This window comes from Streptomyces sp. NPDC050738 (genome assembly GCF_040654175.1).
Classification (GTDB): Bacteria; Actinomycetota; Actinomycetes; order Streptomycetales; family Streptomycetaceae; genus Streptomyces.
The window spans coordinates 29,557-53,891 of the sequence record NZ_JBFAHN010000026.1 but is presented as its reverse complement, the minus strand read 5'-3'; the positions used below and the strand labels follow the sequence as shown (position 1 = coordinate 53,891).

Below are 24,335 nucleotides of genomic sequence, written 5' to 3'. Positions count from 1 at the left end.
GCAGAGGGGTGAGGGAACGGCGGGGGTGGTGCGGAAATCAGCGGACGCGGTGAAGCCATTCGACAGCCGCCTGCGCGGTGAACTCGCTCTGGCCGCCCGGGAAGAGGAGCGCGGCGGCGGCGAACGCCGGATCGCCGGATGATTCGGCCACGTACGGAACGGCGATGCAGCGCATCCCGGCCGCGTGCGCGGCGGCCGCGCCCGGCGCCGCGTCCTCGAGGACGACGCAGTCGGCCGGGTCGGCCCCGAGCCGGCGGGCCGCCTCCAGGAACACGTCGGGCTCGGGCTTGCCGTGCGCGACCTCCTCCGCCGAGACCACCGTGGTGATCAGCCCGTCCAGTCCCGTACCGCCCAGGATCGCCTCGATGGCCGCGAGCGAGGATCCGGAGGCCACCGCCATCGGGACGCCGTCCGCGTGCAGCCGCTCGACGAACTTCCGCATCTCGGGGAAGACTTCGGTCGAGGTGCGGGCCAACTCCAGATAGAGCGCGTTCTTGGCGGCCAGGAGTTCGTCGAGCGGCGCCTGGATTCCGTACTCGGAGCGCAGTGTCTCCAGCGTCTCGCGCGTACCGATGCCGATGAACCGGGCGTGGACCTCCCAGGTGAAGTCCGTCACCCCGTACCGGGCGAGGAGCCTGCGCCCCGCTTCGAAGTAGTTCGGCTCGCTGTCCACGAGTGTGCCGTCGAGATCGAAGATGACCGGAGTGCTCATGGCATCAAGGATGCCCCGGCCCCCTGCCCACGGACTCGACCAGGGGCAGCAGCCGGTGCGCCACCCGCTCACGGAGCGCCATCTCCGTACGGGTCCTGACCACACCGGGCAGTTGGATCAGCTGCTGGATGACGTCCTCGAGATGGCCGTTGTCGCGGGCGGCGACGCGCGTCAGGAGATCCCCGCCGCCCGTGATCGAGAAGGCCTCGATGATCTCCGGCACGGTGGCGAGTGCATCGCCGACCTCGTCGAGATGCCCCTGGGTGACCTCGATGTGGACGAAGGCCAGCACCGGGTGGCCGAGTGCGGCGGGGGAGAGCATGGGGCCGGTTCCGGTGATGACGCCGTCCCGCTCCAGCCGGTCCAGGCGCGACTGGACGGTGCCGCGGGCGACGCCGAGGATCCGGGCGTACTCGCGCACGCTGGTCCGCGGCTGCTCGATCAGCAGCTTCAGGATGCGGGTGTCGAGCTTGTCCACCGCCATGGTCCGTTGGTCTCCTTCTGGTACTGCCGACGAGATCATGACTGTACCAATGGCCCAGCGATCCGGGAGCCGGTTGAGCCGCCCGCCCTCCGGATGCTTTCCTACCCTTATCGATGGCGCTGCGGACCGACCCGCGGCGCCTTCGCCATGTCCGAGGCAGGTCGAAGGGGGGCGGGGACACCGCCATGAAGAGGATGTTCGCCGCTCCGGATCCGGGGCTGCTGCGGCTGCGGGTCTCGCTGCGCGCCGTGCTGGGCATCGGCCTGGCGGTGACCGCCGCCGAGCTGGCCGGTCTCCCGCTTCCCGCGGCCATCACCGGCGGACTCGCCGCGCTGCTCGCGCTCTTCACCGTCGGCGATGCGACCGTACGACGCCAGGCGCTCACCACCGCCCTGCTGCCCGCGGTCGGCTTCCCCGTCCTCGCGCTCGCCTCGTCCCTGCACGGGATGCCGCTGCTGCGCGACGCGTCCTGGCTCGCCGTGATCTTCGTGGGCGTGTACGCCCGCCGGTGGGGCCCGCGCGGCCACGCGCTCGGCACCTTCGGCTTCATGACCTTCTTCATCACCCAGTTCCTGCACGCGGTCCCCGCCCAGCTTCCCGAGCTGTACGCGGCCGTCGCGCTCGCCGTGGCCTCCGCCGCCGCGGTCCGGTTCGGACTCTGGTGTATCGAGCGCCGTACCCCGCCGCCCGCGGCCCCCGCGCCGCTCACCGGCCGGCGCCTGGCCCGCCCCACCACCCGCCAGGCCTTCCAGGCGACGCTGGCCTGCAGCTTCGCGCTCGCGGTGGGCCAGTTGCTCTCCCACGACCGCTTCTACTGGGCCGTCGGCACCGCCTGGTGGATCTTCGTCAACACCGCGTCGCGCGGCGAGACGCTCGTACGCGGCTTCCGCCGGGTGCTGGGCACCGTCACCGGCATCGTCGCCGGACTGCTGATCGCCCTGCCGCTCGACGGCGCGGTCGCGCCCACCGCCGCCCTGGTCGCCGTCTGCGTCTTCGGGATCTTCTACACGGCGGCACCCTCGTACAGCTGGATGATGTTCTTCGTGACCGTCATGGCCGGTCTGCTCTACGGCCTGCTGGGCGTCCTGAATCCCGCGCTTCTCCTGCTGCGCCTGACGGAGACCGGCACGGGGGCATTGGGCGCCGCCCTCGCGGTACTCGTGGTCCTGCCCATCACCACGCATGCGACCACGCACGCCTGGATCCAGCGCGCCCTGCACTGCGTCCACGCCTGTACGGAGCAGGCCACGGCGCGTCTCGCCGGCACGCCGGGCGCCGACCCCGCGCCGCACATCGGCGAACTCGAACTCCTCCTGGGGCGTGTACGGCTCTCCCTCGCGCCCCTGGTCCACCCCCTCAACCCGCTCCGGGCCCGCAAGGCCCGCGCCCGCCGGGTCCTGGCGCTCCTCGACGACTGTGCCCGCGAGGTCCGCGGCCTGGCCTCCGTCGCCGCCGACCCCGACGCCTCGCACGACGCACGCCTCGCGGCCGCCTGCTGGCGCGTGGAGCACGCCGTCGAGATCCTCACGGCGCCCCGGCCCCACCGCGCTGCCGCCGCCCCTGCCCCCGCGCCCAGGCCGGCCGCGGCGGAGCCCGCGCTCACCCACATCCACGACCTGGAACGCGCACTCAGCGCACTGGTCACGCCGCTCCACCACGCGCCCTACGCGTCACCGGTCGACGCCTAGCCGACTCCTAGGAGACGATGCGTGCCCCGCCGCGTTCCCGCCGGGCGGCCGCACCGCGGACCTGCCGCAGGAACTGGGCGCACTCGCCGGTGAGGTTGATCCCGACGGCCAGGGTCAGGGTGACACCCGCGACATGGACGAGCCCGCCCACACCCGCAGGGGTCCTGCCCGACGCGAGGTCGGTGAGCGCCAGGTAGAGCGTGCCGCCGGGGAGCAGGGGCGCCATGCCGGGGACGACCAGCGCGATGCCGGACCCGCGACGGCGCCGGGCGAGGACCTGGCCCGCGGCGCCGACGGTGCTCGCGGCCACGGCCGTCGCGGCGAGCGAGGAGAAACCGAGAGCGCCGAGCCCCACCAGCACGGAGTAGCCGCCGAGCGCGATGCCCGCGGCGGGCAGCCGGTCCTGCGTCCGGGCGCGGCTCCGTGCGGCCACCGCGACGGCGAAGACGATGACCCCCACGGTCGCTGAGCCGGTGAAGCCGCCATGGGTGATCGACGGCGACATCGGCAGGTCGAGTCCCACCATGGCGCCCAGGCCGATGACCACCACCACGCCGGTGATCACCGCGGTGAAGACGAGCGTCGCGTCGAAGAGGCGCCCGAGCGCTGTCAGGTAGTGCCCCGTGAGACTGTCCTGCACGGCACTGACGAAGGTCACCGTGGGCAGCAGGCCGAGGACGCCCGCGACGACGATCGCCTGGCTGCTGGTGTCCGGTACGAGTTCGTGCACGGCCAGTGCGGTGAGGCCGGCGGGCATCGCGGCGAGCGCGTACCGGTAGAACGCAGGGACCCCGTGCCTCCCGAGCACTCCGCACAGCAGCGCACCGGCGACGGCGGCCAGGAGCGCGGACAGAGACTCCACCGTCTTGCCGCCGAACACGAGTCCCGCCCCTGCGGCGACCAGGCCCGTCAGGACCGGGAAGCGCAGCCGCGCCCACCGCCCGGCAGGCGCCCGCTCGTCCAGAATGACCGCCGCGCCTTTCCTGGCCTCGGCGAGCGACACCTGCCGGGTGCTGATCGCGGAGACGAGGTCCTGGATCCGGGCGAGGGTACGGAAATCGGTGGCGTGCTTGCGGATGACGCGGCTGGCATGGACCGGAGTCAGGACGCCGGGGGCGCAGCCGGACACGTACACGGAGTGCAGGGTCACGCTCGGTTCGACGTGACTGAGCCCGAAGGACTCGGCGGTGATCAGCATGCCCGCGACGGACTCCTCGGCGGGGGCGCCGTACGCGAGCAGTGCTTCGCCGATGCGTATCACCAGGTCGGCGACGCGGGCCCCGTGTGCGTCCATGTCGGAGCGGCCGTCGTCGTGGAGCAGTTCGCCCGCGTAGCCGTAGGTGGCGGTCGGCTCGAGTCCGCGGATGCGGGGGAGGGCCTGGGCGAGCCAGGGGGACAGGTCAGGCGACTTCTGCATACGAATTCTCTGGCGTCCTTCCTCGTGGTCCTGGGATCCAGAACGTGCGAATGGTCCGTAAATCGAACATAACGGACATCGGGTTCGCGAGGCACAGAGGGGTGCGGAAGGCGACGGCGGAACCGGCGGCCGGCTCACGCGGGGACGCGGACCGTGTCCTCCTGTACGTCGCCGAACGCGCGGAGGGCGGCGGCCTCCACGGCGATCGATCCCGTCAGCACGATCCGGCCGGGGTCGCAGTCCTCGTCGATCAGTTGCGTGACGTTCTCGGGGGTCGCGGCGCACAGGACGTCGGCGAGACCGTCGACGAGGACGCGGTGCTGTTCGGCCGGCTCGCTGTCGTGGTCACGCGCTCCCGCCTCCATGTGGGCGAGGGGGATGCCGATGCTGTTCGCCGCCAGCGCGCCCGCGATGGCGGAGGCGCTGCCGCCGAGGACGACGACCGCGGCGGGCCGGTGCTCGGTGAAGGTCGCGCCCAGCCAGGCCAGGATGCGCCCCAGCCGCTCGTCCCCGCTCGGGTCGCCCGCCATGTCGAGCGCCGCGTCCGGTGCGTCGAGGCCCCACTCGGCGAGCAGGGCGGTGGCGAACAGCGGATCGTGCTGCTGTCCGGTATGGACGAGCGCGGCCGTGTCGCCGAGCTGGTGCACGACGGGCGCGAGCCGGGCGATCTCGGCCCGGGTGCCCAGGACGAAGGCGATACGGCCGGTGAGGCGGGCGGCGGACGACGGGCGGGTCTGGCGGGGCGTGCTGGACATGCTTTCTCCTCCACGGGCGAGCTGGATCGAGCGCGTCGAGCAGCGCTCCGAGAAAGAGAATGCATGCCTGAGATGCCCCGTTACAGACACTTATGGCCGGGGTGACCCAACGAAAGTCTTGATCAGGCCGTCTGCTGCCCGGCGGCCTCGGGCTTCAGCCCGATCTGGTGCGCCAGCAGAGCCGCCTGCGTACGGTTGTCCACCTTCAGCTCGGCCAGGACCCGCGAGACGTAGCCCTTCACGGTGCCCTCGGCCATGAACAGCGCCTCGGCGATGCGCGCGTTGTTCGCGCCACCGCCCAGGAGCGCCAGTACCTGCTGCTCCCGCCCGCCCAGCCGGCCCACGCGCCGACGGGCCTCCGCCACTTCGGGGGACTCCTGCCCGACGGACCGCTCGATCATCAGCCGCATGATCTCCGGCGGCACCACCGGATCGCCCTGGGCGACGGTGAGCACCGAGCGGATCAGCTCTCCGATACGGGCGCTCTTGAGCGAAAAACCGTCCGCCCCGGCCTGGAACGCCTCTGCGACCTTCTCGTGATCGCAGAGGGCCGTCAGCATCAGGATGCGGGGCCGGGGTGTCAGGTCCTGCAGCCGGCGCGCCGCCGTGATCCCCGAGACCTTCGGCATGTTGACGTCCATGACGACCACATCGGGCCGCAGTCGTACCGCCAGCTCGACCGCCTCCGCCCCGTCACCCGCCTCGCCGACCACCTGGATCTCGTCGGTGGTGTCGAGCAGAGCCTTGACTCCCGCCCTGACCAGCGGCTCGTCGTCCACCAGAACCACGTTGACCGGCATTGGGGCACTCCCTGTCACGTCGGCGTCGCTTTCCATGATCTCCGCCTGCGGGACGGGGCGCATGTCGTACGTCAGCGAGGTGTCGCCCGGGGCAGCGTCGCCGTGACCTCGAACCCGCCGTCCGGTGTCGCGCGGCCCACCAGCTCGCCACCGAGCCGCTCCGCCAGTTCGCCGAGGTTCTGGAGACCGCTGCCTCCGCCCTTCGCATGTGCGCCGGGCGCAGCCGTGGGCGGGGAATTGCGGACGGCGACCCTGGCAGTCGTGTCATCGGTGGCCACCGTGACCAGGATGTCGGCGCCGGGGGCGTGCTTGACCGCGTTGGTCAGCCCCTCCTGGGCCACCCGGAAGCAGAACTCCGCCACGGCCGGGGGCAGCAGCCGGTCCTCGAAGTCGCGTCGGTCCAAGGTGGCGTTCGCGCCGCTTCGGCGTGCGTCGTCGACGAGCCGCTCGATCCGTCGTACGTCGGGCGGGGAGGAGGGTTTCTCGTCGGGTTCCTTGAGCGTCTTCACGATGCTGTGCAGTTGGTCAATGGCCCGTTGGCCTCGGCCGACCAGATCCTCCGCCGCGCTGCGGGTCGCCTCGTCCGGCGCCGTGGCGGACAGCAGATTGGCCTGCAGAACCAGCAGCGTGACTTCGTGTCCGACATGATCGTGGGCGTCCCGCGCGATACGGCGGCGCGCCTGCTCGGCCCGGTCCTCGGCAGCTTCCTCCGCCGTGCGCAGGGCGTCCTCGCGGTCCAGCCGGGCCCGGAACGCGGAGAGCAGTTCGCCCACGCGGAACGCGCGGACGGTGGCACCGGCCGAGGCCGGGCCCAGCACGCTCATCAGGGAGTAGCGCAGGGTGAGCACCATGAGCTCCCAGATCGCGGCGGTCGAGAAACGGTCGACGATGAAGACGACGATGCAGAGACGTACGAAGACGATGCACGTGGCGAGCCAGGCCGCGTACCGCAGCGGCCGGTAGCGCCCCACGGCATAGACACCGAAGCGCAGCAGCGCGTCGTCCGAGGTCAGTGCCAGTACGACCAGACCCGCGACCGCGGGCACCTCGGGCCACCGCCGCCGGAAGAGCAGCGAGAGCGTCCCGGCCAGCGCTACGGCGATCGGCCAGTTGAACCCCGGATCCCAGGGGTCGTCGGGCCGGATCAGGACCCTGGGCAGGCTCAGCAGGAAGACGACACCGATGGCGATCCAGTCACCGGTACGGCTTCCCAGCACGCGTCCGACCCGGGACCAGCGGGCGTACTGCCGGGCGTCGGCGGGCAGCAGGTCGCGCCGTTCAGTCATGGCCCCACCATGCCCCGGACCAGCGGCGACGCAGCCGAGGCGCACATATGACCGGTCGTCATGCACCCGATCGGCATGCTCCGGCCGCGCTCGTACCGTGGCGGCGGTCGTCCGGGTTATACCTGCCCGGTGACCACGACACGACTCTCACCGAGACGCCCCCGCCCACTGATCGGTCTCGCGGCGGCCGCCGCCGTCCTGTGCGCCGCCGGCCTCGCCGCGCCCGCTGCGGCGAGCAGCGTGCCGAAGCCCGCGCTCAACGCCCGGGTCACCGCCGTGCCCCTGGCCAAGCTGGGCCGCAGCTGGCATTCCGGATGCCCGGTGTCCCCGCGCGGGCTCCGGCTGATCCGGATGAACCACTGGGGGTTCGACGGCCGGGTCCGCACCGGCGAACTCATCGTCAGGAAGCAGTCCGTCCAGCCGCTGCTGTACGTGTTCGGCCGGGCCTTCGCCGCCCACTTCCCCATCCGGCAGATGCGGGTGATGGCGGAGTTCGGCGGCAGCGACGTCGCCGCGATGGCCGCCGACAACACCTCCGCCTTCAACTGCCGTGCTGTCACCGGGAATCCCTCCCGCCTCTCCCAGCACTCCTACGGTGACGCCGTGGACATCAACACCCTGGAGAACCCGTACGTGGACACCCGCGGCCGGGTGTACCCAGCGGCCGGTGCCCGCTACCTCGACCGCCGGCACGCGGCGAAGGGCATGATCCGCCCCGGCGACGCCATCACCCGGGCCATGCACGCCGTGGGCTGGAAGTGGGGCGGCCGCTGGTGGGCGCCCGACTATCAGCATTTCTCCGCCAACGGCCGCTGAGAGGCACGAGCCAGGGGCGCCCGCCGACCGTGGTGCGCCCCCTCGCACTCCGCCGTACGCCCCCCTCGCACCCTCCTGACCTGCGGCGTGGACACGAGGCTTCCGGGTGAGGCGCATTCAGGGTGCACGGACAGGGTGGATCTCCCCGCACAGGGGGTAACCCGGCGGCATCATTGGGTCCCCTCCGACGCTCTTGAGGGTGTGCGCCATGCGGAAGTTACGTCAGTTCCGTCGCGGGTCGAGTGCTGAGGCACCGGCGGTGGAGCAGCACCGGCGGGCGGACGTGCCGGTGGTGCCCGTCCGCTGCCCGGCGGGTCACCCGGGCGCGGGAGACTCCGCCCCGCCCGCCGCACCGGCCGAACTGCTGCGGGACGCGGAGGAGTTCATCCGCCTCCATCACCATGAGGAGCTGCCGGAGATTGATCCCGCCCGGCGGATCGCTGCCGTACGCGCTGAGATCGACGCCACCGGTACGTACCGGCACACCAGCGGGGAACTCGTCTTCGGCGCGCGCGTCGCCTGGCGCAACAGCAACCGTTGCATCGGCCGCCTCTACTGGCGCTCGTTGCGCGTCCGCGACCGCAGGGAGGCCGACGACGCCGAGTCCGTGGCCCGCGAGTGCGCCCTGCATCTGCGCGAGGCCACCAACGGAGGCCGGATCCGTCCGCTGATCACCGTCTTCGCCCCGGATGCCCCGGGACGCAAGGGACCCCGCATCTGGAACGAGCAACTGGTGCGGTACGCGGGCTACTTCACCGGGGACGGCCGCGTGATCGGCGATCCGCGCAACGCCGGACTCACCGCGCTCGCGCTGCGGCTCGGCTGGCGGGGCGGCCCCGGCACCGCCTTCGACGTACTGCCGCTGATCGTGCAGGACGGTGCGGGCAAGCCGCGCTGCTTCGAACTGCCGCGCGACGCCGTCCTGGAGGTGGAGCTCGACCACCCCGAGGACCGCTGGCCCGCGGAGTGGGGGCTGCGCTGGCACGCCGTACCCGCGATCGCCGGGATGTGCCTGGAAATCGGCGGGATCTGCTACCCGGCCGCCCCCTTCAACGGCTGGTACATGGGGACCGAGATAGGCGCCCGCAACCTCGCCGACACCGACCGCTACGACCTGCTGCCGCGTATCGCCGACCGGCTGGGATTCGACAGGTCCAGCGACCGCTCGCTCTGGAAGGACCGTGCGCTGATCGAACTCAACCGGGCCGTCCTGCACTCCTTCGACCGCGCCGGGGTCACCGTCGCCGACCACCACACCGAATCGCACCGCTTCCTCACCCACCTGGAACGGGAGGAGAGCCGGGGACGGGTGGTCGGGGCCGACTGGTCGTGGATCGTGCCGCCCATCTCGGGCTCGGCGACACCGGTCTTCCACCGTACGTACGACTCACGCGAATGGCGTCCCGCCTACGTCCACCACGAGGCCGCCAAGTCCCGGGCCCGGGGCGAGGAGATGGTCTAGACCCCCCTGCTACCGTCGGCCGGGCAATCGAGATCATCGGCGGAGAGGGGTAGCACGGTGGACAGCACAGGCACCGGGCGGGCATTCATCGGGTCGTTCACGACGGCGGGCGGGCGGGGGATCATCACCGCCTCCGTCGACCCGAAGACGGGGGCGCTGACGGAACTCGGCGCCACCGACGCCGTGGCCAACCCGTCGTTTCTCGCCCTGTCCCAGGACGGATCGGTGCTCTGCACCGTCTCCGAGACCGAGGACGGTGCGCTGGCCGCCTTCGACGTGAACGGCACACTGCCCCGCCCGGCCGGTGCGCCCGTCCCGGTGGGCGGCGAGAGCCCGACGCATCTCGCGCTCGCCGGCGGTCATGTGCTCAGCGCCAACTACGGATCGGGGAGCGTCTCGGTCCTCCCGCTGCGCGGCGGAGAGCTCGGGGAGCGGGTGTCCGTCCTCCGGCACCAGGGCAGCGGCCCCCGTACGGAGCGCCAGGAAGGTCCGCACGCGCACCAGGTGCTCCCCGACCCCAGCGGCCGCTGGGTGGTGAGCGTGGACCTCGGGACCGATTCCGTCCGTATCTGCACGCTCGACGCCGACACCGGGGCGCTGGCCCTGCACGGCGAGTGCGCGCTGAAGCCGGGCAGCGGCCCGCGCCATCTGGTCTTCCATCCCGACGGCACGCACGCGTACGTACTGAACGAGCTGGAGCCGACCCTCACCGTCTGCCGCTGGGACGCCGGGGCGGGCACGCTGGAGCCGGTGGGCGAGACGGCCGTGGTGCCGGACGGTGAGTACACCGAGACGTACGCCTCCGAGGTCGTCGTCTCCCACGACGGGCGCTTCCTGTGGGCCGCGAACCGCGGCCACGACTCGATCTCGGTCCTCGCGCTCGACGAGAGCCGCGAGAAGCCCGCGCTGGTCACCACCGTCGGCTGCGGCGGCCACTGGCCGCGCGACCTCGCCCTCGACCCCTCGGGGCGCCGCCTGTACGCGGCCAACGAGCGCTCGGGGGACGTGACCTGGTTCGACATCGACCCCGGCACGGGCATCCCGAGCCGCGCGGGTTCCATCGAGGCGCCCGCGGCCTCCTGCGTGATCTTCGGCTGACCGCCGCACGATGTGTGAGGGCCCGCACCGGACATCCGGTGCGGGCCCTCACACGTCAAAGGTCAGCTGACCGGAGCACCCTGTGAAGGCTGCTGCGGCGTGATGCCCAGCGCGGTCGTGTACTTCGACAGGACGAGCTTGCCGACGGCCGGGTACGCGCCGAGCGACTGCGCCGCGGCGCAGCCCGCCTCCTTGGCCGCGTCGTCGAGGAGGCTCCCCGCCACCTCGGGACCGATCAGATACGGGGCGAGCGCCAGCTGCGCCGAACCCGACCCGCGCAACTGCTCGGCGATCGCGCTGATGGAGCCGTCCACGTCGAGCGCGGCGGCCATCACCGGTACGGCCAGGCGCGCGGCCAGCAGCATGCCGGTGATCCCGGCGGCCTGCACCGCCTCGTCACCGCCCACCGTCGCCAGGATGATGCCGTCGGCCGCCGTGGCCACCGTGAACAGCCTCGCGCGGTCGGCGCGGGCCAGACCGGCCTCCGAGAGGCGTACGTGCAGCCCCTCGGCGAGCAACGGGTGCGGACCCAGTACGTCGGCCAGTTCGGCGGACGCGCTGCTGTCCATGACCGCCTGCCGTATCCGCCGCACGATCGCGGCGTCCGGGCCGGCGAGCAGCGGCACCACGACGGCGACCGGGCCCTCGGGCGCGGCCACCTCGCGGCCCGCGGCCCTGGCCTGCTCATAGCGCGCGGTGCGCTCGGCGGCCGTGTGCGCGAGCACCGCGTCCAGCGTCGGGAACTCGGCGCTGTCGGCCGCACCGTCCAGATATCCGATGCGGGCGTCGAGGCCGGGCAGCTCGGAGCGTGCGATGGAGACGACCTCTTCCGCCAGGCTGCGCGAGGCGGAGGAAGGAGTGCCGGGAACGGCGAGAACCAGCGCGGGCGCGCCTTCGGGCGCCACCGCGATCTCCGGGCGGCGGTGCCGTCCGGACTGGCGAGGTCGCGGCATTCGTACAGGCAGGCCGGATGCAGGCCCAGTGGGGGAGCTCATGCGGCCGCATGCTACTGGCTTCTGGGGTGCGGCTGTTCGGGGAGGGGGCATTCCCGAGTTATCTGTCCGCATTTATCCGATGAGGGCGTTACGGATCATCTATCCTGCTCTGTCGCCACGTACAACAGCTTCGGATCGAGCGGCAGCCGGAGGTCTTCGCGGGTCAGCGCGGAGGCGACGAGCAGCGCTCCGGACAGCGGATCGCCGGCCGCCGGTACGGGCCTGGCGTGCGGAAGTTGTACGGCCAGCTCCGTGGCCAAGGGTACGAGCAGAGGATCGCCCATCTTGAACAGGCCCCCGGTGAAGGCGACTTCGCACTCCCCGGCCTCCGGCGGCGGGCACACCGCCGCGGCTGCGGCGGCGATGTGCCGGGCCGCCTCGCGCAGGATCGCCCCGGCGACCGGATCGCCGTCCGCCGCGCAGGCGGCCACCTCGGGTGCGAAGGAGGCGAGCACCGCGGGCCGGTCGGTGCGGGGGTAGATCTGCCCGGGCATCTCCCCGGCAGGCCCGAACATCGTGGTCAGGCGGGCGAGCAGCGGCCGGGAGCCGCCGCTGCGGCCGTCATGGGCGCGCATGGCCGCCTCGAGCCCGGCCTGCCCGATCCACGCCCCGCTGCCGCAGTCGCCGAGCAGGTGGCCCCAGCCGTCCGCACGGCGCCACCGGCCCAGATCGGTGCCCAGCGCGATCATCCCGGTGCCGCCCGCGACCACCGCTCCGGGCCGCTGGCCGAGGGCTCCGGCGTACGCGGTCACCGCGTCACCGGCCAGCGCCAGGCGGCGTACGCCCAGCGCGCTCTCCAGTGCGGCGGGCAGCTCGGCGCGCAGTTCATTGCCGAGCGTCGCCATTCCGGCGGCGCCCACGCAGACCGCCGCCGGCTGCTCCACCCCCGCATCTGCGGCCAACCGGCGTGCTGTGGGCACGAGTTGGGCGAGGAGGTGCGCAGCATCGATCCCCGAAGGGCCGGTGCGCACCGGCTCCCTGGAAACCAGCGGCGTACCGATCGGGGTGCCGTCGGCGGCCGCGAGAGCGAACCGTATGCCGGAGCCGCCCGAGTCGACGCCGAGCACGGGGGAGGAGGTGCCGGTCATCTGATTAGCCCAGGCCTCGCGAGTCCTGCTTGAGCGCGGTGTCGACGGTCAGTGCCGTGGCGACGACCAGGCTCAGCAGCGGGTCGGGCAGCTGGTGGTGGATCTGCAGGACGTAGTTGTCCGCGGTCGTGAACATCGTTTTGGCGAGGCCTTCCCAGGTCTTGGTGATCCGGGCGATCTCGGTGCCGTTCTGGTCGACGATGGCGAAGTTCCAGGCGCGCCAGTTCTCCGCCTTGATGGCGCCGACCTGCTGGCCGTTGACCATGAGCGCGAAGTTGATCTTCCCGATGGCGTTCTGCTGGACGATCTCGCCGACCGGCGCCCCGTCGGGGCGGGTGACGACCACCCGGGACTTGATGAACTTCGCGGGACGGGTGAGCTGCAGGACCGGCTGTCCGGCCGCATCCCGGATCTCCAGGCGGTGCGTCATGAACTGGTCGACGCTGGAGACGAAGCGCAGGGCCTTCTTGAGGGTGCTCTGGCCGATCTCGGTCACGGTGCCGAGCGTGCGCCCCTGCTGGTCGAAGACGCTGTACTCATTGGTCAGCTCGATGAGCTTGGCCTTCTGGTTCACCACGAGGACCGGCTCGGTGAACAGCGAGCCGCCGCCCTGGTGGGTCGGGGCGACCCCGGCCTTCTGCTGGACCTGCTGCTGAATGCGTGCCGGGTCGGCGGCGGCGGGCTGGGCCGGCTGACCGTACTGCTGCTGTGCGTACTGCTGAGGTATCTGCTGCTGGGCCTGGGGAGCCTGCTGCTGGGGGACCTGCCCGGCCTGCGTCTGGGCGGTCCACTGGCTGCCGTCCCACCAGCGGAGCTGCCCCTGAGGGCCGTTGGGATCCTGATACCAGCCCGCAGGAGTGTTCGCATGTGTCGTCATGGGCGGCAGAATATCCCGCCGTTCTAGGGAAGCCTCCAGTCCACCGGAGGGGATCCCTGCTGGGCGAGGAGTTCATTGGCGCGGCTGAAGGGGCGCGAGCCGAAGAACCCGCGGTCCGCCGACATCGGCGAGGGGTGCGCGGACTCCACCGCGGGCAGGCTGCCCAGGAGCGGGCGCAGATTGCGGGCGTCCCGGCCCCACAGCACGGACACCAGGGGCTTGCCGCGTGCGGCGAGCGCCCGGATGGCCTGCTCGGTGATCTCTTCCCACCCCTTGCCGCGGTGCGCCGCCGGCTTGCGCGGCGCGGTGGTGAGCGCCTTGTTGAGCAGCAGGACACCCTGCCGCGTCCACGGCGTCAGGTCGCCGTTGGAGGGACGCGGCAGCCCGAGGTCGGTGTGCATCTCCCGGAAGATGTTGTCCAGGCTGCCGGGCACCGGACGCACCTCGGGAGCCACCGAGAAGCTCAGGCCCACGGCGTGGCCCGGTGTCGGATACGGGTCCTGGCCGACGATCAGGACCCGCACCTCGTCGAAGGGCTGCTGGAAGGCACGCAGCACATGGGCTCCGGCGGGCAGATAGGTGCGGCCCGCGGCGATCTCCGCGCGCAGGAAATCGCCCATCGCGGCGATCCGCTCGGCCACCGGCTCCAGGGCCTGGGCCCATCCCGGTTCGATGATGTCTTTCAACGGTCGTGCTGGCACGGGGGTCACCCTACTGGCGGATGCCGTGGTCCTCTCAACCCAGGGCCGCCGCCCGTACGCACAGGACGTCTGGCAGGTGCGAGGCGAGGAGCTCCCAGCTGTCGCCGTCGTCCGCGCTGGCGTACACCTCGCCATTGCGATTGCCGAAATACACGCCCGCCGGATCCGCGTCGTCCGTACAGAGCGCATCACGCAACACCGTGCCGTAGTGCGCCCCTTGCGGAAGGCCTGCCGAAAGCGGCTCCCAGCTGGAGCCCGCGTCGTTCGTGCGGTAGACCCGGCACTTGTTGTCGGCCGGCACCCGGTCGGAGTCCGCGGTGATCGGGAAGACGTACGCGGTGTCGGCGCGGTGCGGATGGGCGGCGACGGCGAATCCGAAGGTCGAGGGGAGTCCCGCGCCGATGTCGGTCCAGTTGGCGCCCGCGTCGTCGCTTCGGTAGACACCCCAGTGGTTCTGCAGATAGAGCCGGTCCAAGTCCCCCGCATCCTGGGCGACTTTGTGGACGCACTGGCCGAACTCCGGGTCGGGGTCGGGGAGGAAGACCGCTGACACTCCGTGGTTGGACGGAGCCCAGCTCGCGCCGCGGTCGCGCGAGCGGAACACTCCGGCCGTGGACACCGCGACGGTCAGGGCGTCGGGGTCGCGGCGGTCGGTGACCACGGTGTGCACCGCCTCCCCGCCTCCGCCCGGCACCCACTTGGAGCGGGTGGGGTGCTCCCACAGCGGTCGTACGAGCTCGAAGCTCTCCCCGCCGTCCTCGGAGCGGAACAGCGCGGCGGGTTCGGTGCCCGCGTACACGACATCGGGCTCGGCGGGCCCGGCCGGGTGCAGCTGCCAGACCCGCTCCAGGGAGGCCTCCGTGTCCTTGGGGAACTTCACCGCGGGCTGTGCGGGCTCGGTCCAGGACGCACCGAGGTCGTCGGAGTGGAACACCGAGGGACCCCAGTGCGCGCTGTCCCCGCCGACGAGCAGGCGTGGCACCGCACGACGCGCGTCGATGCCGACCGAGTACACGGCCTGGGCGTTGAAATGCGGGCCGTCGAACTCCCATGTGCCGCCTCGCCTGCGGCCGATGAAGAGCCCTTTGCGCGTGCCCACGGTGAGAAGAATTTCGGTCATCACGACACCTCCAGGACGTCGTTGTCCGGTTTACGCGTCAGTCTGCACCCCGGCACTGACAACGGCCCGTTCTGCGGCCGCCGTGCCGGGGCCCGGAGGTTCTTACGTACTGGTGACGGTGCGGTGCCGCGGCCTTGCCGGACCGTCCACCGCGGCTACCGTCCAGACCATGCGCGTACTCGTCACCGGAGGCGCGGGCTTCATCGGCTCGCACCTCGTCCGCACCCTCGCCGGCCGCGGCCACACCCCGGTCGTCCTCGACGCCCTGCTCCCCTCCGCCCACCCCCGTCTGCCGCCGCTGCCCGAAGCCGAGTGGATCCACGCCGACGTACGGGACAGACAGGCGGTCGCCCGCGCCCTGCGCGGTGTGGACGCGGTCTGCCACCAGGCGGCGATGGTCGGCCTGGGCAAGGACTTCGCCGACGCGCCCGACTACGTGAGCTGCAACGACCTGGGCACGGCCGTCCTGCTCGCCGCCATGGCGGAGGCGGGGGTGCGCCGACTCGTACTGGCCGGATCCATGGTCGTCTACGGTGAAGGCCGCTACGACTGCCCCGCGCACGGCCCCGTCCGCCCGGGCCCGCGCGCCGTGTCCGCACTCGACGCGGGCCGCTTCGAGCCCCTGTGCCCGTCCTGCGGTGCCGAGCTGGAGCCGGGCCTGGTCGGCGAGGACGCGCCGACGGACCCCCGCAATGTGTACGCCGCGACCAAACTCGCCCAGGAACACCTGGCGGCGTCCTGGGCCAGAGCGAGCGGAGGCAGGGCCGTGGCGCTGCGCTACCACAATGTGTACGGCCCCGGCATGCCCAAGGACACGCCGTACGCGGGGGTCGCCTCCTTCTTCCGCTCGTCCCTCGCCCGAGGTGAGGCGCCGCAGGTCTTCGAGGACGGCCGCCAGCGAAGGGACTTCGTCCACGTACGGGACGTGGCAGCGGCCAACGCCGTCGCCCTGGAGTCCCTCGGCGACCGGCCGCCCGCCACGCTCACCCCGTACAACACCGGCAGCGGCACCCCGCACACCGTCGGCGACATGGCCCGCGCTCTGGCCCGCGCCTACGGCGGCCCCGCCCCCGTCGTCACCGGTGAATACCGGCTCGGCGACGTACGCCACATCACGGCGTCCTCGGAGCGGCTGACGGCCGAGCTCGGCTGGAAGCCGGAGGTCCTGTTCGACGAGGGAATGACCGAGTTCGCTAGCTCCCGGCTGCGGGGAGAGTGACCTCGAACCGGCACCCGCCCAGGACGTTACGGACCGCGGCCCGCCCCTCGTGGGCCTCCACGATCCCGCGCACGATCGCCAGACCGAGGCCCGCACCCGCCGGGGGAGTGCGGGCCTCACTGCCGCGCCAGCCGGTGTCGAAGACCCGCTCCAGATCGCCCTCGGGGATACCGCCGCAGCCGTCGGTCACCGACAGCACCACCGATCCGGCCAGCAGCTCGGCGTCGACCGCGACCGTGCCGTCGGCGGGTGTCCGGTGGATGGCGTTGACCAGCAGATTGGCGAGGACCCGCGTCATCTCCTTGCCGTCCACCTCCACAGGGACGGACTCCACGCGCCCGCCGACCAGCCGCACCCCGTGCTCACGGGCGAGCGGATCGGCACCGGCCATCGCGTCGCCCACCAGGTCGTACACGGAGATCCGGGTCGGTGTGAGCGTCAGCGCGCCCGCGTGGATCCGGGAGAGCTCGAAGAGATCACCGACCATGGTGTTGAGGCGGTCCACCTCGGTGCGGATCTGACGGAAGTAGCGCTCGGGATCGGCCGCCATGCCGTCCTCCAGCGCCTCGGACATCGCGCGCAGGCCCGCCAGGGGTGTGCGCAGATCGTGCGAGATCCAGGCGACGAGCTCGCGGCGCGAGGTCTCCAGGGCCCGCTCGCGCTCGCGTGAAGCGGCCAGCTTGGCGCTGGTGGACGCCAATTCCCTGCCCAGTTCGGACAGTTCGGCTGTCGCGGCGCCGTCGGGTGCGGCGAACGAGCCGCCCTCGCCGAAGGAGCGCGCGGCCAGCGTGAGCGCGTTGCTCCCGGCGACGACCCAGCGGCCCAGCAGCAGCGCGGTGGCGAGCGACACCACGGCCGCCATCGCGGCCACCAGGGTCACCACCTTCAGGTCGTGGGTCGACAGGAACATCGCCCATGCCACGACCAGCGTTCCGGCCAGCATCGCGGTCACCGCCACCGCGGCGACGACGGTCAGCACGACGGCCATGGAGCGCCGGCGCAGCAGCCGCAGCACCACGGCGCCGAGCAGTCCGGCCGCGCAGGCCCCGGCGAATGCGTACAGGGCGATCAGCAGGATGTCCTTCATGCCTCGCTCACCTCGAAGCGGTAGCCGACGCCCCACACCGTCTGGATGAGGACGGGGGCGCCCGGATCGCTCTCGATCTTTCCGCGCAGCCGCCGCACATGGACGGTGACGGTCGACAGGTCGCCGAACTCCCAGCCCCACACCTCGTGCATCAGCCGCTCACGGCTGCACGCCTGTCCGGGATGGCGCAGCAGATACTCCAGCAGGTCGAACTCCCGCAGCGTCAGGGCGAGTTCGGAGCCGTCCTTGGTCGCCCGCCGAGCCGCGGGGTCCATGGCGATTCCCGCCGCGGCGAGCAGCGATCCCGGCCGTTCCCCCGCTCCCGCCCGGCTGCGGCGCAGCACCGACTCGACCCGCAGCACCAGCTCGCGCGGGCTGAAGGGCTTGGTCACGTAGTCGTCCGCACCTATCTCCAGGCCGAGGATCCGGTCGTCCTCGTCCCCGCGCGCGGTCAGCATGATCACGGGTACGGGACCGCGGTCGCGCAGCTCCCGGCAGACCTCGAGGCCGTCCATGCCCGGCAGCATCAGATCGAGCACCACCAGATCCGGCCAGCGCTCGGCGGCGCACCGCAGCGCCTCGGGTCCGTCGGCGGCCCGGTCGACCAGGTGTCCGGCCCGTTCCAGATAGCCGGTGACGACCTCGGCGACGGTCGGGTCGTCGTCGACGACCAGGATGCGCGCGGGGTGCGCTGCGGGTGGCGGTGCCGGGTGCGGGTTCTGCATGCGTCCAGCCTCGCACCGACCGGGGCGCGGCGGGCGTGGCGGACCCCTCAGGCGATACGACGTCCGAGTTTCGTAAGGACTCGAAATCCCTTATGTCCGTTTCTGGTTCGTACGGTGAGGGCGTGACCGACTCGCATCCGACGTCCGTGGACGTCATCCTCCCCTGCCTCGACGAGGCCGCCGCCCTGCCGTGGGTACTGGAACGTATTCCCGCCGGGTGGCGGGCCGTCGTCGTCGACAACGGTTCCACCGACGGATCACCGGACATCGCCGCGCGCCTCGGCGCGACCGTCGTCCACGAGCCGCGGCGCGGCTTCGGCGCGGCCTGCCATGCGGGACTGCTCGCCGCAAAGGCCGACCTCGTCTGCTTCTGCGACTGCGACGCCTCGCTCGATCCGGGTCTGCTCCCCGCACTCGTGGCACAGGTGACCGGAGGAGAAGCCGATCTGGCCCTCGGCCGGCGGCGCCCCCAGGGCCGCGGTGCCTGGCCGCTGCACGCCAGGGCCGGCAATCTCGCCCTCTCCCGGATGCTGCGCACCCGGACCGGCGTGCAGCTGCGCGACCTCGGACCGATGCGGGCCGCCCGCCGCGAGGCGTTGCTCGCGCTCGGCCTCACCGACCGGCGCAGCGGCTATCCGCTGGAGATGGTCGTCCGCGCGTCCGAGGCGGGCTGGCGGATCGCCGAGAGCGACGTCCCGTATCGTCCGCGCACCGGGAAATCCAAGGTCACCGGCACCTGGCGGGGCACCTGGCAGGCCGTCGCCGACATGCGTGCCGTGCTGGACGGGGCGGTCGCCCGGTGACCACCTTGCTCGTCATCGCCAAGGCGCCGGTGCCCGGACGCGTCAAGACACGGCTCACCCCGCCCTGGACCCCCGAGGAGGCGGCCGCTCTCGCCGAAGCCGCACTGACCGACACCCTGCACGCGGTCCTGGACACTCCCGCACGCCGCCGGATCCTCGTGCTCGACGGAGCCGTGGGGGACTGGCTGCCTCCGGGCTTCGAGGTCTGCCCGCAGGGCGGCGGCGGCCTCGACGAACGCCTCGCCGCGGCCTTCGAACTCTGCAGCGGCCCCGCGCTGCTCGTCGGCATGGACACCCCGCAGATCACCCCCGCGCTGCTCGCCCCCGCACTGGACGGGTGGGACGGCTGCGACGCCTGGTTCGGCCCGGCGTACGACGGCGGATTCTGGGCGCTGGGCCTGGCCGAGCCCCGAGGGGACCTGATCCGCGGAGTGCCCATGTCGACACCCGCCACCGGTTCCCTGCAGCGCAAGCGGCTCACCGACGCCGGACTCACCGTGCGCGACCTGCCGCAGCTCAGGGACGTCGACACCGACGCCGACGCCCGGCTGGTGGCAGCCGCCGCTCCGCACACCCGGTTCGCCGTGACCCTCGGCGCCGCCGTATGACCGCCGTGGTCCCCGCCCCCGTACAGCAGCGCGCCTGGCAGGCCGACCCCTACGCGGACGCTCTGCGCACCGGCCGCGGCCCGCTGTTCCTGCGCCGGGCCGACGGCTGGCTGCTGCCCCTGGAGGTGGAGCGCTGGTGCGCGGGCGCCGACCGCGCCGACATGTCCGTGCTGGAGCGCTGCGAGGGATCGGTCCTGGACATCGGCTGCGGGCCCGGCCGGCTGGTCGCCGGTCTGGCGGCGCTGGGCCACCGTGTCCTCGGCATCGATGTGAGCACGGCGGCCGTCGACCGTACGAACAGGGAAGGCGGAGCCGCCCTCTGCCGTTCGGTGTTCGACGCACTGCCGGGCGAGGGGCGCTGGGGTACGGCGCTGCTCATCGACGGCAACATCGGCATCGGCGGCGAGCCGCGCATCCTGCTCGCGCGCGCGGCCCAACTGGTCTCCAGGGGCGGCCTGTTGCTGGTGGAGGCCGCCCCGGTCGAGGTGGACGAGCGGGTCCTGGTCAGGGTCGACGACGGCCGCGGAGCCAGTGGAGCCGACTTTCCCTGGGCGCGCGTGGGTCCTCAGGCGGTTCTTGATCATGCCCGCGCCACAGGATGGACCGCAGCCGGCGCATGGCAGGAGCAGGGCCGCCGGTTCGTCGCACTGCGGCGTACACCACGGCTGCCCCGGCCGTGATCCCCAGCAGGATCAGCCAGTTGGAGAGATAGTCCAGCGGCAGCACCGAGGAGTTCGACGGGGTGCCGGGCCGCAGCAGCACCGGCAGGGCGATGACCGTCAGGCATCCGCCGACCACCAGAGCGGCCCGTACCACCCGGGGTACGGGCCCTCGCGCGACGAGAAGCCCGACGGCCAGCACGAGCGGTGCGATCAGTCCGTCGTGCAGGACCACCGAACCGGCCAGCCATACAGCCGCATCCATCGGATCACCCGTACCGGACAACAGCCAGACGCCGAGCCCGATGACCAACACCCCGGCTCCGCCCATGATCTGACGTACCATCACAGAACCTCCAGCCGGGTGACCCACTTGGTCTGCAGCACGCCGGGCCGGTTCGGCGCGATGATGCGCGCCGGATAGCCGTGGTCGGGCGTGAGGACGGCGCCGTTCAGCCGCAGCGCCAGCAGCGTCAGCGGATCGCGGGCGTACTCGCGGCCCATCTCCATCACCCGGTACGCGCCCCGGTGCTCCAGCGACACCACCCGCAGCCGGGCTCCCGGAGGCGCACCTGCCCGGTCCAGCAGGTCCCGGATCCGTACGCCGCTCCAGTGCGCCGACTTCGACCAGCCCTCCACGCACGCGATCGCCAGCTCGCCGGCGCTCTGCGGGAGCGCGCGCAGCTCTTCCAGCGTCAGCTCGTACGACCGCGGCCCCACCACGGTCAGCCGCCATCCGGCGGTGTCCACCTGGAGGGCCCCGGCAGCAGCGGCCGTCCGGTTGACCGGCAGCCCCTGCGGCCCGTGGCCGGGATGGCGCGGGGCCAGCAGGTCGAGCGGGCCGAGCGGCGTGAACGACTGCCCCACTGTCACCACGGTGACCGCGCCCACCGCCGCCGTCACCCCGCGCAGCAGCGACCGCCGGTCGGGTCCGTCCTCGGCGGGCAGGGCGCGGGTTCCGGGCGAGTCCTTACGCCAATGAGCGGCGATCAGCGGGTACTTGACCGCCACATGCAGCAGCACCGAACCGGCCAGCACCCAGGCGACCGCGAAGTGCACCGGCACGAACGAGAACGGCCACGGATACCACTGCACCGTGTTGAGCAGCCCGGAGAACACCTCGAAGACCGCCGCCGCGACCAGCAGCGCCACCGAGAGCCGCTCGAGACCGTGCCGTACCGAGCTGACCGGAGGCCAGGCGAACAGCCGCGGATAGACCGTCCACAACTTCGCCAGCAGCAGCGGGATCGCGGCGATGCCGCTCGCCACATGAAGCCCCTGGCTCAGCCGGTAGCCCCAGACCGGCCGGCTCGGCAGCACATCGACGAGGGCCCCCGGCGGATGCTGCAGGTAATGGCTGACCACGCCCGTGACCAGGCACACGGCGAACGCCGCCGCCAGCCAGCGGCCGATCGCCGTCGCCGTCCTGGCATCGTGCAGCCGGCCCTTGAAGCGCGGCAGGAGACCCTGGAGGGCCGGCCGCGACGGTGAATGTTCCATGCCACCCATCACACCCCCGCCGGGGTGCCGACCACCGCGATCCGCACCTTACGAAACGCGGACGTCCCCGGCGCGGCCCGCCATCCGGCCCCCTTCCGGTGGCACGCTCGACCACGTGATCAACCGACGTACCGCGCTCGCCGCGGCGCTGCTCACCGCACTCGCCGCCACCCTGTTCAGCACGCTCGCCCGGGACGTCCCCGAGTCCCGGCAGTCCACGCTGATCTGGTGGTACGCGGCGTGCTGGGTGCTCTTCGCTGCCGCGGCCCTCGCCCTGCGCAAAGTCCCCGCCCGGCACGTCACGACGCTGGTGCTCGTCGGCGGTATCGCCGTGGCCCTCACAGGCCTCGCCGGTCCGCCGCGCACGAGCTCGGACTCCTACCGCTACGCCTGGGACGGCAGGGTGCAGGCCGCGGGCATCTCCCCGTACGACTACGCCCCGAACGCCCCCGAACTCGCGCAGCTGCGCGACCCCTGGCTCTTCCCGGCAGGTCAACCCACCCTCATCAACCGGCCTTCGGTGCACACCATCTACCCCCCGGTGGCCGAGGCGTACTTCTTCGCCGTCCACGAGATCTCACCGCCGGGCAGCCGCCACAAACCGCTCCAGATCGGCGGAGTGCTGCTCTCGACCGCCACCACCGCGGCCCTGCTCCTCGTGCTGCGCCGGCGAGGCGACCCGCGCCACGCCGCCTTCTGGGCCTGGTGTCCCGCCGTACCCCTCGAGGCGGTCAACAACGCCCACGCGGACGTGCTCGGCGTCCTGCTCGCCGTCGTCGCACTCGGTGTCGTCGTACGCCGCAGAGTCCTAGGAGGCGCGCTGCTCGGAGCCGCGATCGCGGTCAAGTTCCTCCCCGCCGTCCTCCTCCCGGGCATTCTGCGCCGCCGCCCGCGCGAGGCGGCCGCCGTCCTGGTCCCCGCCGCGGCCTGCATCGCGCTCGCCTATCTCCCGTACGTCCTCGCATCCCGCTCCTCCGTCTTCGGCTATCTCGGGGGCTATGCGCAGGAGGAGGGGTACGACGACGCGGGCGCCCGCGACCGCTACGCCCTGTTGCGCCTCGTCCTGCCCGACGGCTGGGCGCTGCCCGCGGTGATCATGGTGATGGTGGCGGTCTCCGGCTGGGTGCTTCTGCGGGGCGATCCCGAACGCCCTTGGCGCGGCTGCCTGTTGGTGACGGGTACGGCGTTCCTGGCGATGACGCCCGGCTACTCCTGGTACGCCCTGCTGCTCATCGCCCTGGTCGCCCTCGACGGCCGCTGGGAGTGGCTCGCGGTCGCGGTCGCCGGTGCGGCCCGCTATGTCGCCGCAGGTGCGGTGGGCGATCGCGCGGTGCTGGGGGCGACGGCCTACGGGCTGGCGGCTCTGGTCGTGGTGGGTGCGGCCGTCGTACGGTGGCGCCTGCGCGATTCATCCGATGACCCGAGACGGAGTGCCCACGATGGCCCTGTTCGACCTCCCGTTGGACCAACTCCCCAGCTATCGGAGCCGGTCCACCGAGCCGGCTGACTTCGACCAGTTCTGGGAGAAGACGCTGGGCGAGGCCCGCTCCCACGACCTCGACGCCCGCTTCGAGCCGGTCGACACCGGTCTCACCGGAGTCGACGTCTTCGACGTGACCTTCGCCGGATTCGGCGGTCAGCCGGTCAAGGGCTGGTTCGTCCTCCCGGCCGGCACCACCGAACCGCTGCCCGTGGTCGTGCAGTTCATCGGGTACGGCGGCGGGCGCAGCCTCCCGCACACCCATCTCCTCTGGGCCAACACGGGCTTCGCCCACTTCGTCATGGACACCCGCGGTCAGGGCTCCACCTGGGGCGGCGGCGACACCCCCGACCCCGTCGGAAGCGGTCCCGCGGTCCCCGGCTACATGACGCGCGGCATCCAGGACCCGCACGACTACTACTACCGGAGGGTCTTCACCGACGCGGTACGCGCCGTGGAGGCCGCGCGCTCGCACCCCCTGGTGGACGCGACCCGCACCGCCGCGCTCGGCGCGAGCCAGGGCGGCGGCATCACCCTCGCGGTCGCGGGACTCGTCCCCGACCTGACGGCGATCGTCTCCGACGTGCCGTTCCTCTGCGACTTCCCGCGGGCGACGACGCTGACCGACCGGGACCCGTACCGCGAGATCGGCCGCTACCTCAAGACCCACCGGGGTGCGGACGCAGACGTCCAGCGCACGCTCTCGTACTTCGACGGAGTCCACTTCGCGGCCAGGGGGCGCGCACCCGCGCTCTTCTCGACGGCGCTGGAGGACCAGACCTGCCCGCCATCGACGGTCTACGGAGCCTTCAACGCCTACCCGGTGGAGGACAAGGCCATCGAGGTCTACACCTTCAACGACCACGAGGGCGGCGGCCCGTACCAGGAGGCCGCCATCCTCCGCTGGCTGCCGAAGCGGCTGACCGCGGGCTGACACCCGGCAGCTCCCTGGACT

The 24,335-nt window shown here is 72.3% G+C and carries 24 protein-coding genes; 10 read left to right on the top strand and 14 right to left on the bottom strand.

The window, feature by feature from the left end; all coding sequences use genetic code 11:
• Positions 1-37: 37 nt before the first annotated feature.
• The gene (locus tag AB0H78_RS37365; protein WP_363239281.1) at positions 38-712 is read right to left on the bottom strand and encodes an HAD family phosphatase; all 675 of its coding nucleotides are present in this window, start codon (positions 710-712) and stop codon (positions 38-40) included.
• Between the two features lie 4 nt (positions 713-716).
• Positions 717-1,196 (bottom strand): Lrp/AsnC family transcriptional regulator, encoded by a 480-nt coding sequence (locus tag AB0H78_RS37360; RefSeq protein ID WP_363239280.1) that lies wholly within the window; start codon positions 1,194-1,196, stop codon positions 717-719.
• A gap of 185 nt (positions 1,197-1,381) precedes the next feature.
• Between AB0H78_RS37360 and AB0H78_RS37355 the strand changes: the two genes are divergently transcribed.
• Entirely contained in the window at positions 1,382-2,884 is a 1,503-nt protein-coding gene (locus AB0H78_RS37355) for an FUSC family protein (RefSeq protein ID WP_363239279.1), read from the top strand.
• A gap of 7 nt (positions 2,885-2,891) precedes the next feature.
• Here the strand turns inward: AB0H78_RS37355 and AB0H78_RS37350 are convergent, their stop codons facing one another.
• From AB0H78_RS37350 to AB0H78_RS37335, 4 genes are all read right to left on the bottom strand, one after another.
• Positions 2,892-4,301, bottom strand: a complete 1,410-nt coding sequence (locus AB0H78_RS37350; protein WP_363239278.1) for a threonine/serine exporter family protein — start codon at positions 4,299-4,301, stop codon at positions 2,892-2,894.
• Between the two features lie 134 nt (positions 4,302-4,435).
• Positions 4,436-5,056: a UDP-N-acetylglucosamine 2-epimerase gene (locus AB0H78_RS37345; protein WP_363239277.1), complete on the bottom strand. Its 621-nt coding sequence runs from the start codon at positions 5,054-5,056 to the stop codon at positions 4,436-4,438.
• A 122-nt stretch (positions 5,057-5,178) separates the two neighbouring features.
• Positions 5,179-5,856 carry a response regulator transcription factor gene (locus AB0H78_RS37340; protein ID WP_363239276.1) on the bottom strand — a complete coding sequence of 226 codons (678 nt, stop codon included), beginning with the start codon at positions 5,854-5,856 and terminating at the stop codon, positions 5,179-5,181.
• Between the two features lie 71 nt (positions 5,857-5,927).
• Entirely contained in the window at positions 5,928-7,142 is a 1,215-nt protein-coding gene (locus AB0H78_RS37335) for a histidine kinase (RefSeq protein WP_363239275.1), read from the bottom strand.
• Positions 7,143-7,271: 129 nt separating this feature from the next.
• Here AB0H78_RS37335 and AB0H78_RS37330 point away from each other — a divergent pair, with 129 nt between their 5' ends.
• From AB0H78_RS37330 to AB0H78_RS37320, 3 genes are all read left to right on the top strand, one after another.
• Positions 7,272-7,958, top strand: a complete 687-nt coding sequence (locus AB0H78_RS37330; protein ID WP_363239274.1) for a M15 family metallopeptidase — start codon at positions 7,272-7,274, stop codon at positions 7,956-7,958.
• 208 nt (positions 7,959-8,166) lie between these two features.
• A complete protein-coding gene (locus tag AB0H78_RS37325) occupies positions 8,167-9,420 on the top strand; it encodes a nitric oxide synthase oxygenase (protein ID WP_363239273.1) in 1,254 nt (417 codons plus the stop codon).
• 57 nt (positions 9,421-9,477) lie between these two features.
• Positions 9,478-10,518 (top strand): lactonase family protein, encoded by a 1,041-nt coding sequence (locus AB0H78_RS37320; RefSeq protein ID WP_363239272.1) that lies wholly within the window; start codon positions 9,478-9,480, stop codon positions 10,516-10,518.
• A gap of 62 nt (positions 10,519-10,580) precedes the next feature.
• Here AB0H78_RS37320 and AB0H78_RS37315 read toward each other — a convergent pair whose 3' ends face one another.
• The 5 genes from AB0H78_RS37315 to AB0H78_RS37295 form a co-directional block, all read right to left on the bottom strand.
• On the bottom strand, positions 10,581-11,513 hold the full coding sequence (locus tag AB0H78_RS37315) for a hypothetical protein (protein WP_363239271.1): 933 nt from the start codon (positions 11,511-11,513) through the stop codon (positions 10,581-10,583).
• A 95-nt stretch (positions 11,514-11,608) separates the two neighbouring features.
• Entirely contained in the window at positions 11,609-12,601 is a 993-nt protein-coding gene (locus AB0H78_RS37310; protein WP_363239270.1) for a BadF/BadG/BcrA/BcrD ATPase family protein, read from the bottom strand.
• A gap of 4 nt (positions 12,602-12,605) precedes the next feature.
• Positions 12,606-13,478: a phospholipid scramblase-related protein gene (locus AB0H78_RS37305; RefSeq protein ID WP_363239269.1), complete on the bottom strand. Its 873-nt coding sequence runs from the start codon at positions 13,476-13,478 to the stop codon at positions 12,606-12,608.
• Between the two features lie 23 nt (positions 13,479-13,501).
• Positions 13,502-14,179, bottom strand: coding sequence for a uracil-DNA glycosylase (locus AB0H78_RS37300; RefSeq protein ID WP_363239268.1), 678 nt, complete (start codon positions 14,177-14,179; stop codon positions 13,502-13,504).
• A 34-nt stretch (positions 14,180-14,213) separates the two neighbouring features.
• Entirely contained in the window at positions 14,214-15,299 is a 1,086-nt protein-coding gene (locus tag AB0H78_RS37295; RefSeq protein WP_363239267.1) for an exo-alpha-sialidase, read from the bottom strand.
• 169 nt (positions 15,300-15,468) lie between these two features.
• Between AB0H78_RS37295 and AB0H78_RS37290 the strand changes: the two genes are divergently transcribed.
• Positions 15,469-16,518, top strand: a complete 1,050-nt coding sequence (locus tag AB0H78_RS37290; protein ID WP_363239266.1) for an NAD-dependent epimerase/dehydratase family protein — start codon at positions 15,469-15,471, stop codon at positions 16,516-16,518.
• Here AB0H78_RS37290 and AB0H78_RS37285 read toward each other — a convergent pair.
• A complete protein-coding gene (locus AB0H78_RS37285; protein WP_363239265.1) occupies positions 16,493-17,605 on the bottom strand; it encodes a HAMP domain-containing sensor histidine kinase in 1,113 nt (370 codons plus the stop codon). The two genes, AB0H78_RS37290 and AB0H78_RS37285, sit on opposite strands and share 26 nt — an antisense overlap.
• Positions 17,602-18,330, bottom strand: a complete 729-nt coding sequence (locus AB0H78_RS37280; RefSeq protein ID WP_363239264.1) for a response regulator transcription factor — start codon at positions 18,328-18,330, stop codon at positions 17,602-17,604. The genes AB0H78_RS37285 and AB0H78_RS37280 overlap by 4 nt, the downstream gene beginning before the upstream one ends.
• 122 nt (positions 18,331-18,452) lie before the next feature.
• Between AB0H78_RS37280 and AB0H78_RS37275 the strand changes: the two genes are divergently transcribed.
• Genes AB0H78_RS37275 through AB0H78_RS37265 form a run of 3 tightly spaced genes read left to right on the top strand, consistent with a single transcriptional unit; the run spans position 18,453 to position 20,421 of the window.
• Positions 18,453-19,133, top strand: a complete 681-nt coding sequence (locus AB0H78_RS37275) for a glycosyltransferase family 2 protein (protein WP_363239263.1) — start codon at positions 18,453-18,455, stop codon at positions 19,131-19,133.
• Positions 19,130-19,741: a DUF2064 domain-containing protein gene (locus AB0H78_RS37270; RefSeq protein WP_363239262.1), complete on the top strand. Its 612-nt coding sequence runs from the start codon at positions 19,130-19,132 to the stop codon at positions 19,739-19,741. Before AB0H78_RS37275 ends, AB0H78_RS37270 begins: the two co-directional genes overlap by 4 nt.
• Entirely contained in the window at positions 19,738-20,421 is a 684-nt protein-coding gene (locus AB0H78_RS37265; RefSeq protein WP_363239261.1) for a class I SAM-dependent methyltransferase, read from the top strand. The genes AB0H78_RS37270 and AB0H78_RS37265 overlap by 4 nt, the downstream gene beginning before the upstream one ends.
• 324 nt (positions 20,422-20,745) lie before the next feature.
• Here AB0H78_RS37265 and AB0H78_RS37260 read toward each other — a convergent pair whose 3' ends face one another.
• Positions 20,746-21,900 (bottom strand): molybdopterin-dependent oxidoreductase, encoded by a 1,155-nt coding sequence (locus AB0H78_RS37260; protein ID WP_363239260.1) that lies wholly within the window; start codon positions 21,898-21,900, stop codon positions 20,746-20,748.
• 115 nt (positions 21,901-22,015) lie between these two features.
• Here AB0H78_RS37260 and AB0H78_RS37255 point away from each other — a divergent pair, with 115 nt between their 5' ends.
• Positions 22,016-23,407 (top strand): glycosyltransferase 87 family protein, encoded by a 1,392-nt coding sequence (locus AB0H78_RS37255; RefSeq protein ID WP_363239259.1) that lies wholly within the window; start codon positions 22,016-22,018, stop codon positions 23,405-23,407.
• On the top strand, positions 23,340-24,314 hold the full coding sequence (locus AB0H78_RS37250; RefSeq protein WP_363239258.1) for an acetylxylan esterase: 975 nt from the start codon (positions 23,340-23,342) through the stop codon (positions 24,312-24,314). The genes AB0H78_RS37255 and AB0H78_RS37250 overlap by 68 nt, the downstream gene beginning before the upstream one ends.
• Positions 24,315-24,335 lie beyond the last annotated feature (21 nt).

Coding starts and splice junctions, on each gene's coding strand:
- AB0H78_RS37365 (WP_363239281.1), bottom strand. CDS start 712: ATGAGCACTCCGGTCATCTTCGATCTCGACGGCACACTCGTGGACAGC.
- AB0H78_RS37360 (WP_363239280.1), bottom strand. CDS start 1,196: ATGGCGGTGGACAAGCTCGACACCCGCATCCTGAAGCTGCTGATCGAG.
- AB0H78_RS37355 (WP_363239279.1), top strand. CDS start 1,382: ATGAAGAGGATGTTCGCCGCTCCGGATCCGGGGCTGCTGCGGCTGCGG.
- AB0H78_RS37350 (WP_363239278.1), bottom strand. CDS start 4,301: ATGCAGAAGTCGCCTGACCTGTCCCCCTGGCTCGCCCAGGCCCTCCCC.
- AB0H78_RS37345 (WP_363239277.1), bottom strand. CDS start 5,056: ATGTCCAGCACGCCCCGCCAGACCCGCCCGTCGTCCGCCGCCCGCCTC.
- AB0H78_RS37340 (WP_363239276.1), bottom strand. CDS start 5,856: ATGCCGGTCAACGTGGTTCTGGTGGACGACGAGCCGCTGGTCAGGGCG.
- AB0H78_RS37335 (WP_363239275.1), bottom strand. CDS start 7,142: ATGACTGAACGGCGCGACCTGCTGCCCGCCGACGCCCGGCAGTACGCC.
- AB0H78_RS37325 (WP_363239273.1), top strand. CDS start 8,167: ATGCGGAAGTTACGTCAGTTCCGTCGCGGGTCGAGTGCTGAGGCACCG.
- AB0H78_RS37315 (WP_363239271.1), bottom strand. CDS start 11,513: ATGAGCTCCCCCACTGGGCCTGCATCCGGCCTGCCTGTACGAATGCCG.
- AB0H78_RS37310 (WP_363239270.1), bottom strand. CDS start 12,601: ATGACCGGCACCTCCTCCCCCGTGCTCGGCGTCGACTCGGGCGGCTCC.
- AB0H78_RS37305 (WP_363239269.1), bottom strand. CDS start 13,478: ATGACGACACATGCGAACACTCCTGCGGGCTGGTATCAGGATCCCAAC.
- AB0H78_RS37295 (WP_363239267.1), bottom strand. CDS start 15,299: ATGACCGAAATTCTTCTCACCGTGGGCACGCGCAAAGGGCTCTTCATC.
- AB0H78_RS37290 (WP_363239266.1), top strand. CDS start 15,469: ATGCGCGTACTCGTCACCGGAGGCGCGGGCTTCATCGGCTCGCACCTC.
- AB0H78_RS37285 (WP_363239265.1), bottom strand. CDS start 17,605: ATGAAGGACATCCTGCTGATCGCCCTGTACGCATTCGCCGGGGCCTGC.
- AB0H78_RS37280 (WP_363239264.1), bottom strand. CDS start 18,330: ATGCAGAACCCGCACCCGGCACCGCCACCCGCAGCGCACCCCGCGCGC.
- AB0H78_RS37265 (WP_363239261.1), top strand. CDS start 19,738: ATGACCGCCGTGGTCCCCGCCCCCGTACAGCAGCGCGCCTGGCAGGCC.
- AB0H78_RS37260 (WP_363239260.1), bottom strand. CDS start 21,900: ATGGAACATTCACCGTCGCGGCCGGCCCTCCAGGGTCTCCTGCCGCGC.
- AB0H78_RS37250 (WP_363239258.1), top strand. CDS start 23,340: ATGGCCCTGTTCGACCTCCCGTTGGACCAACTCCCCAGCTATCGGAGC.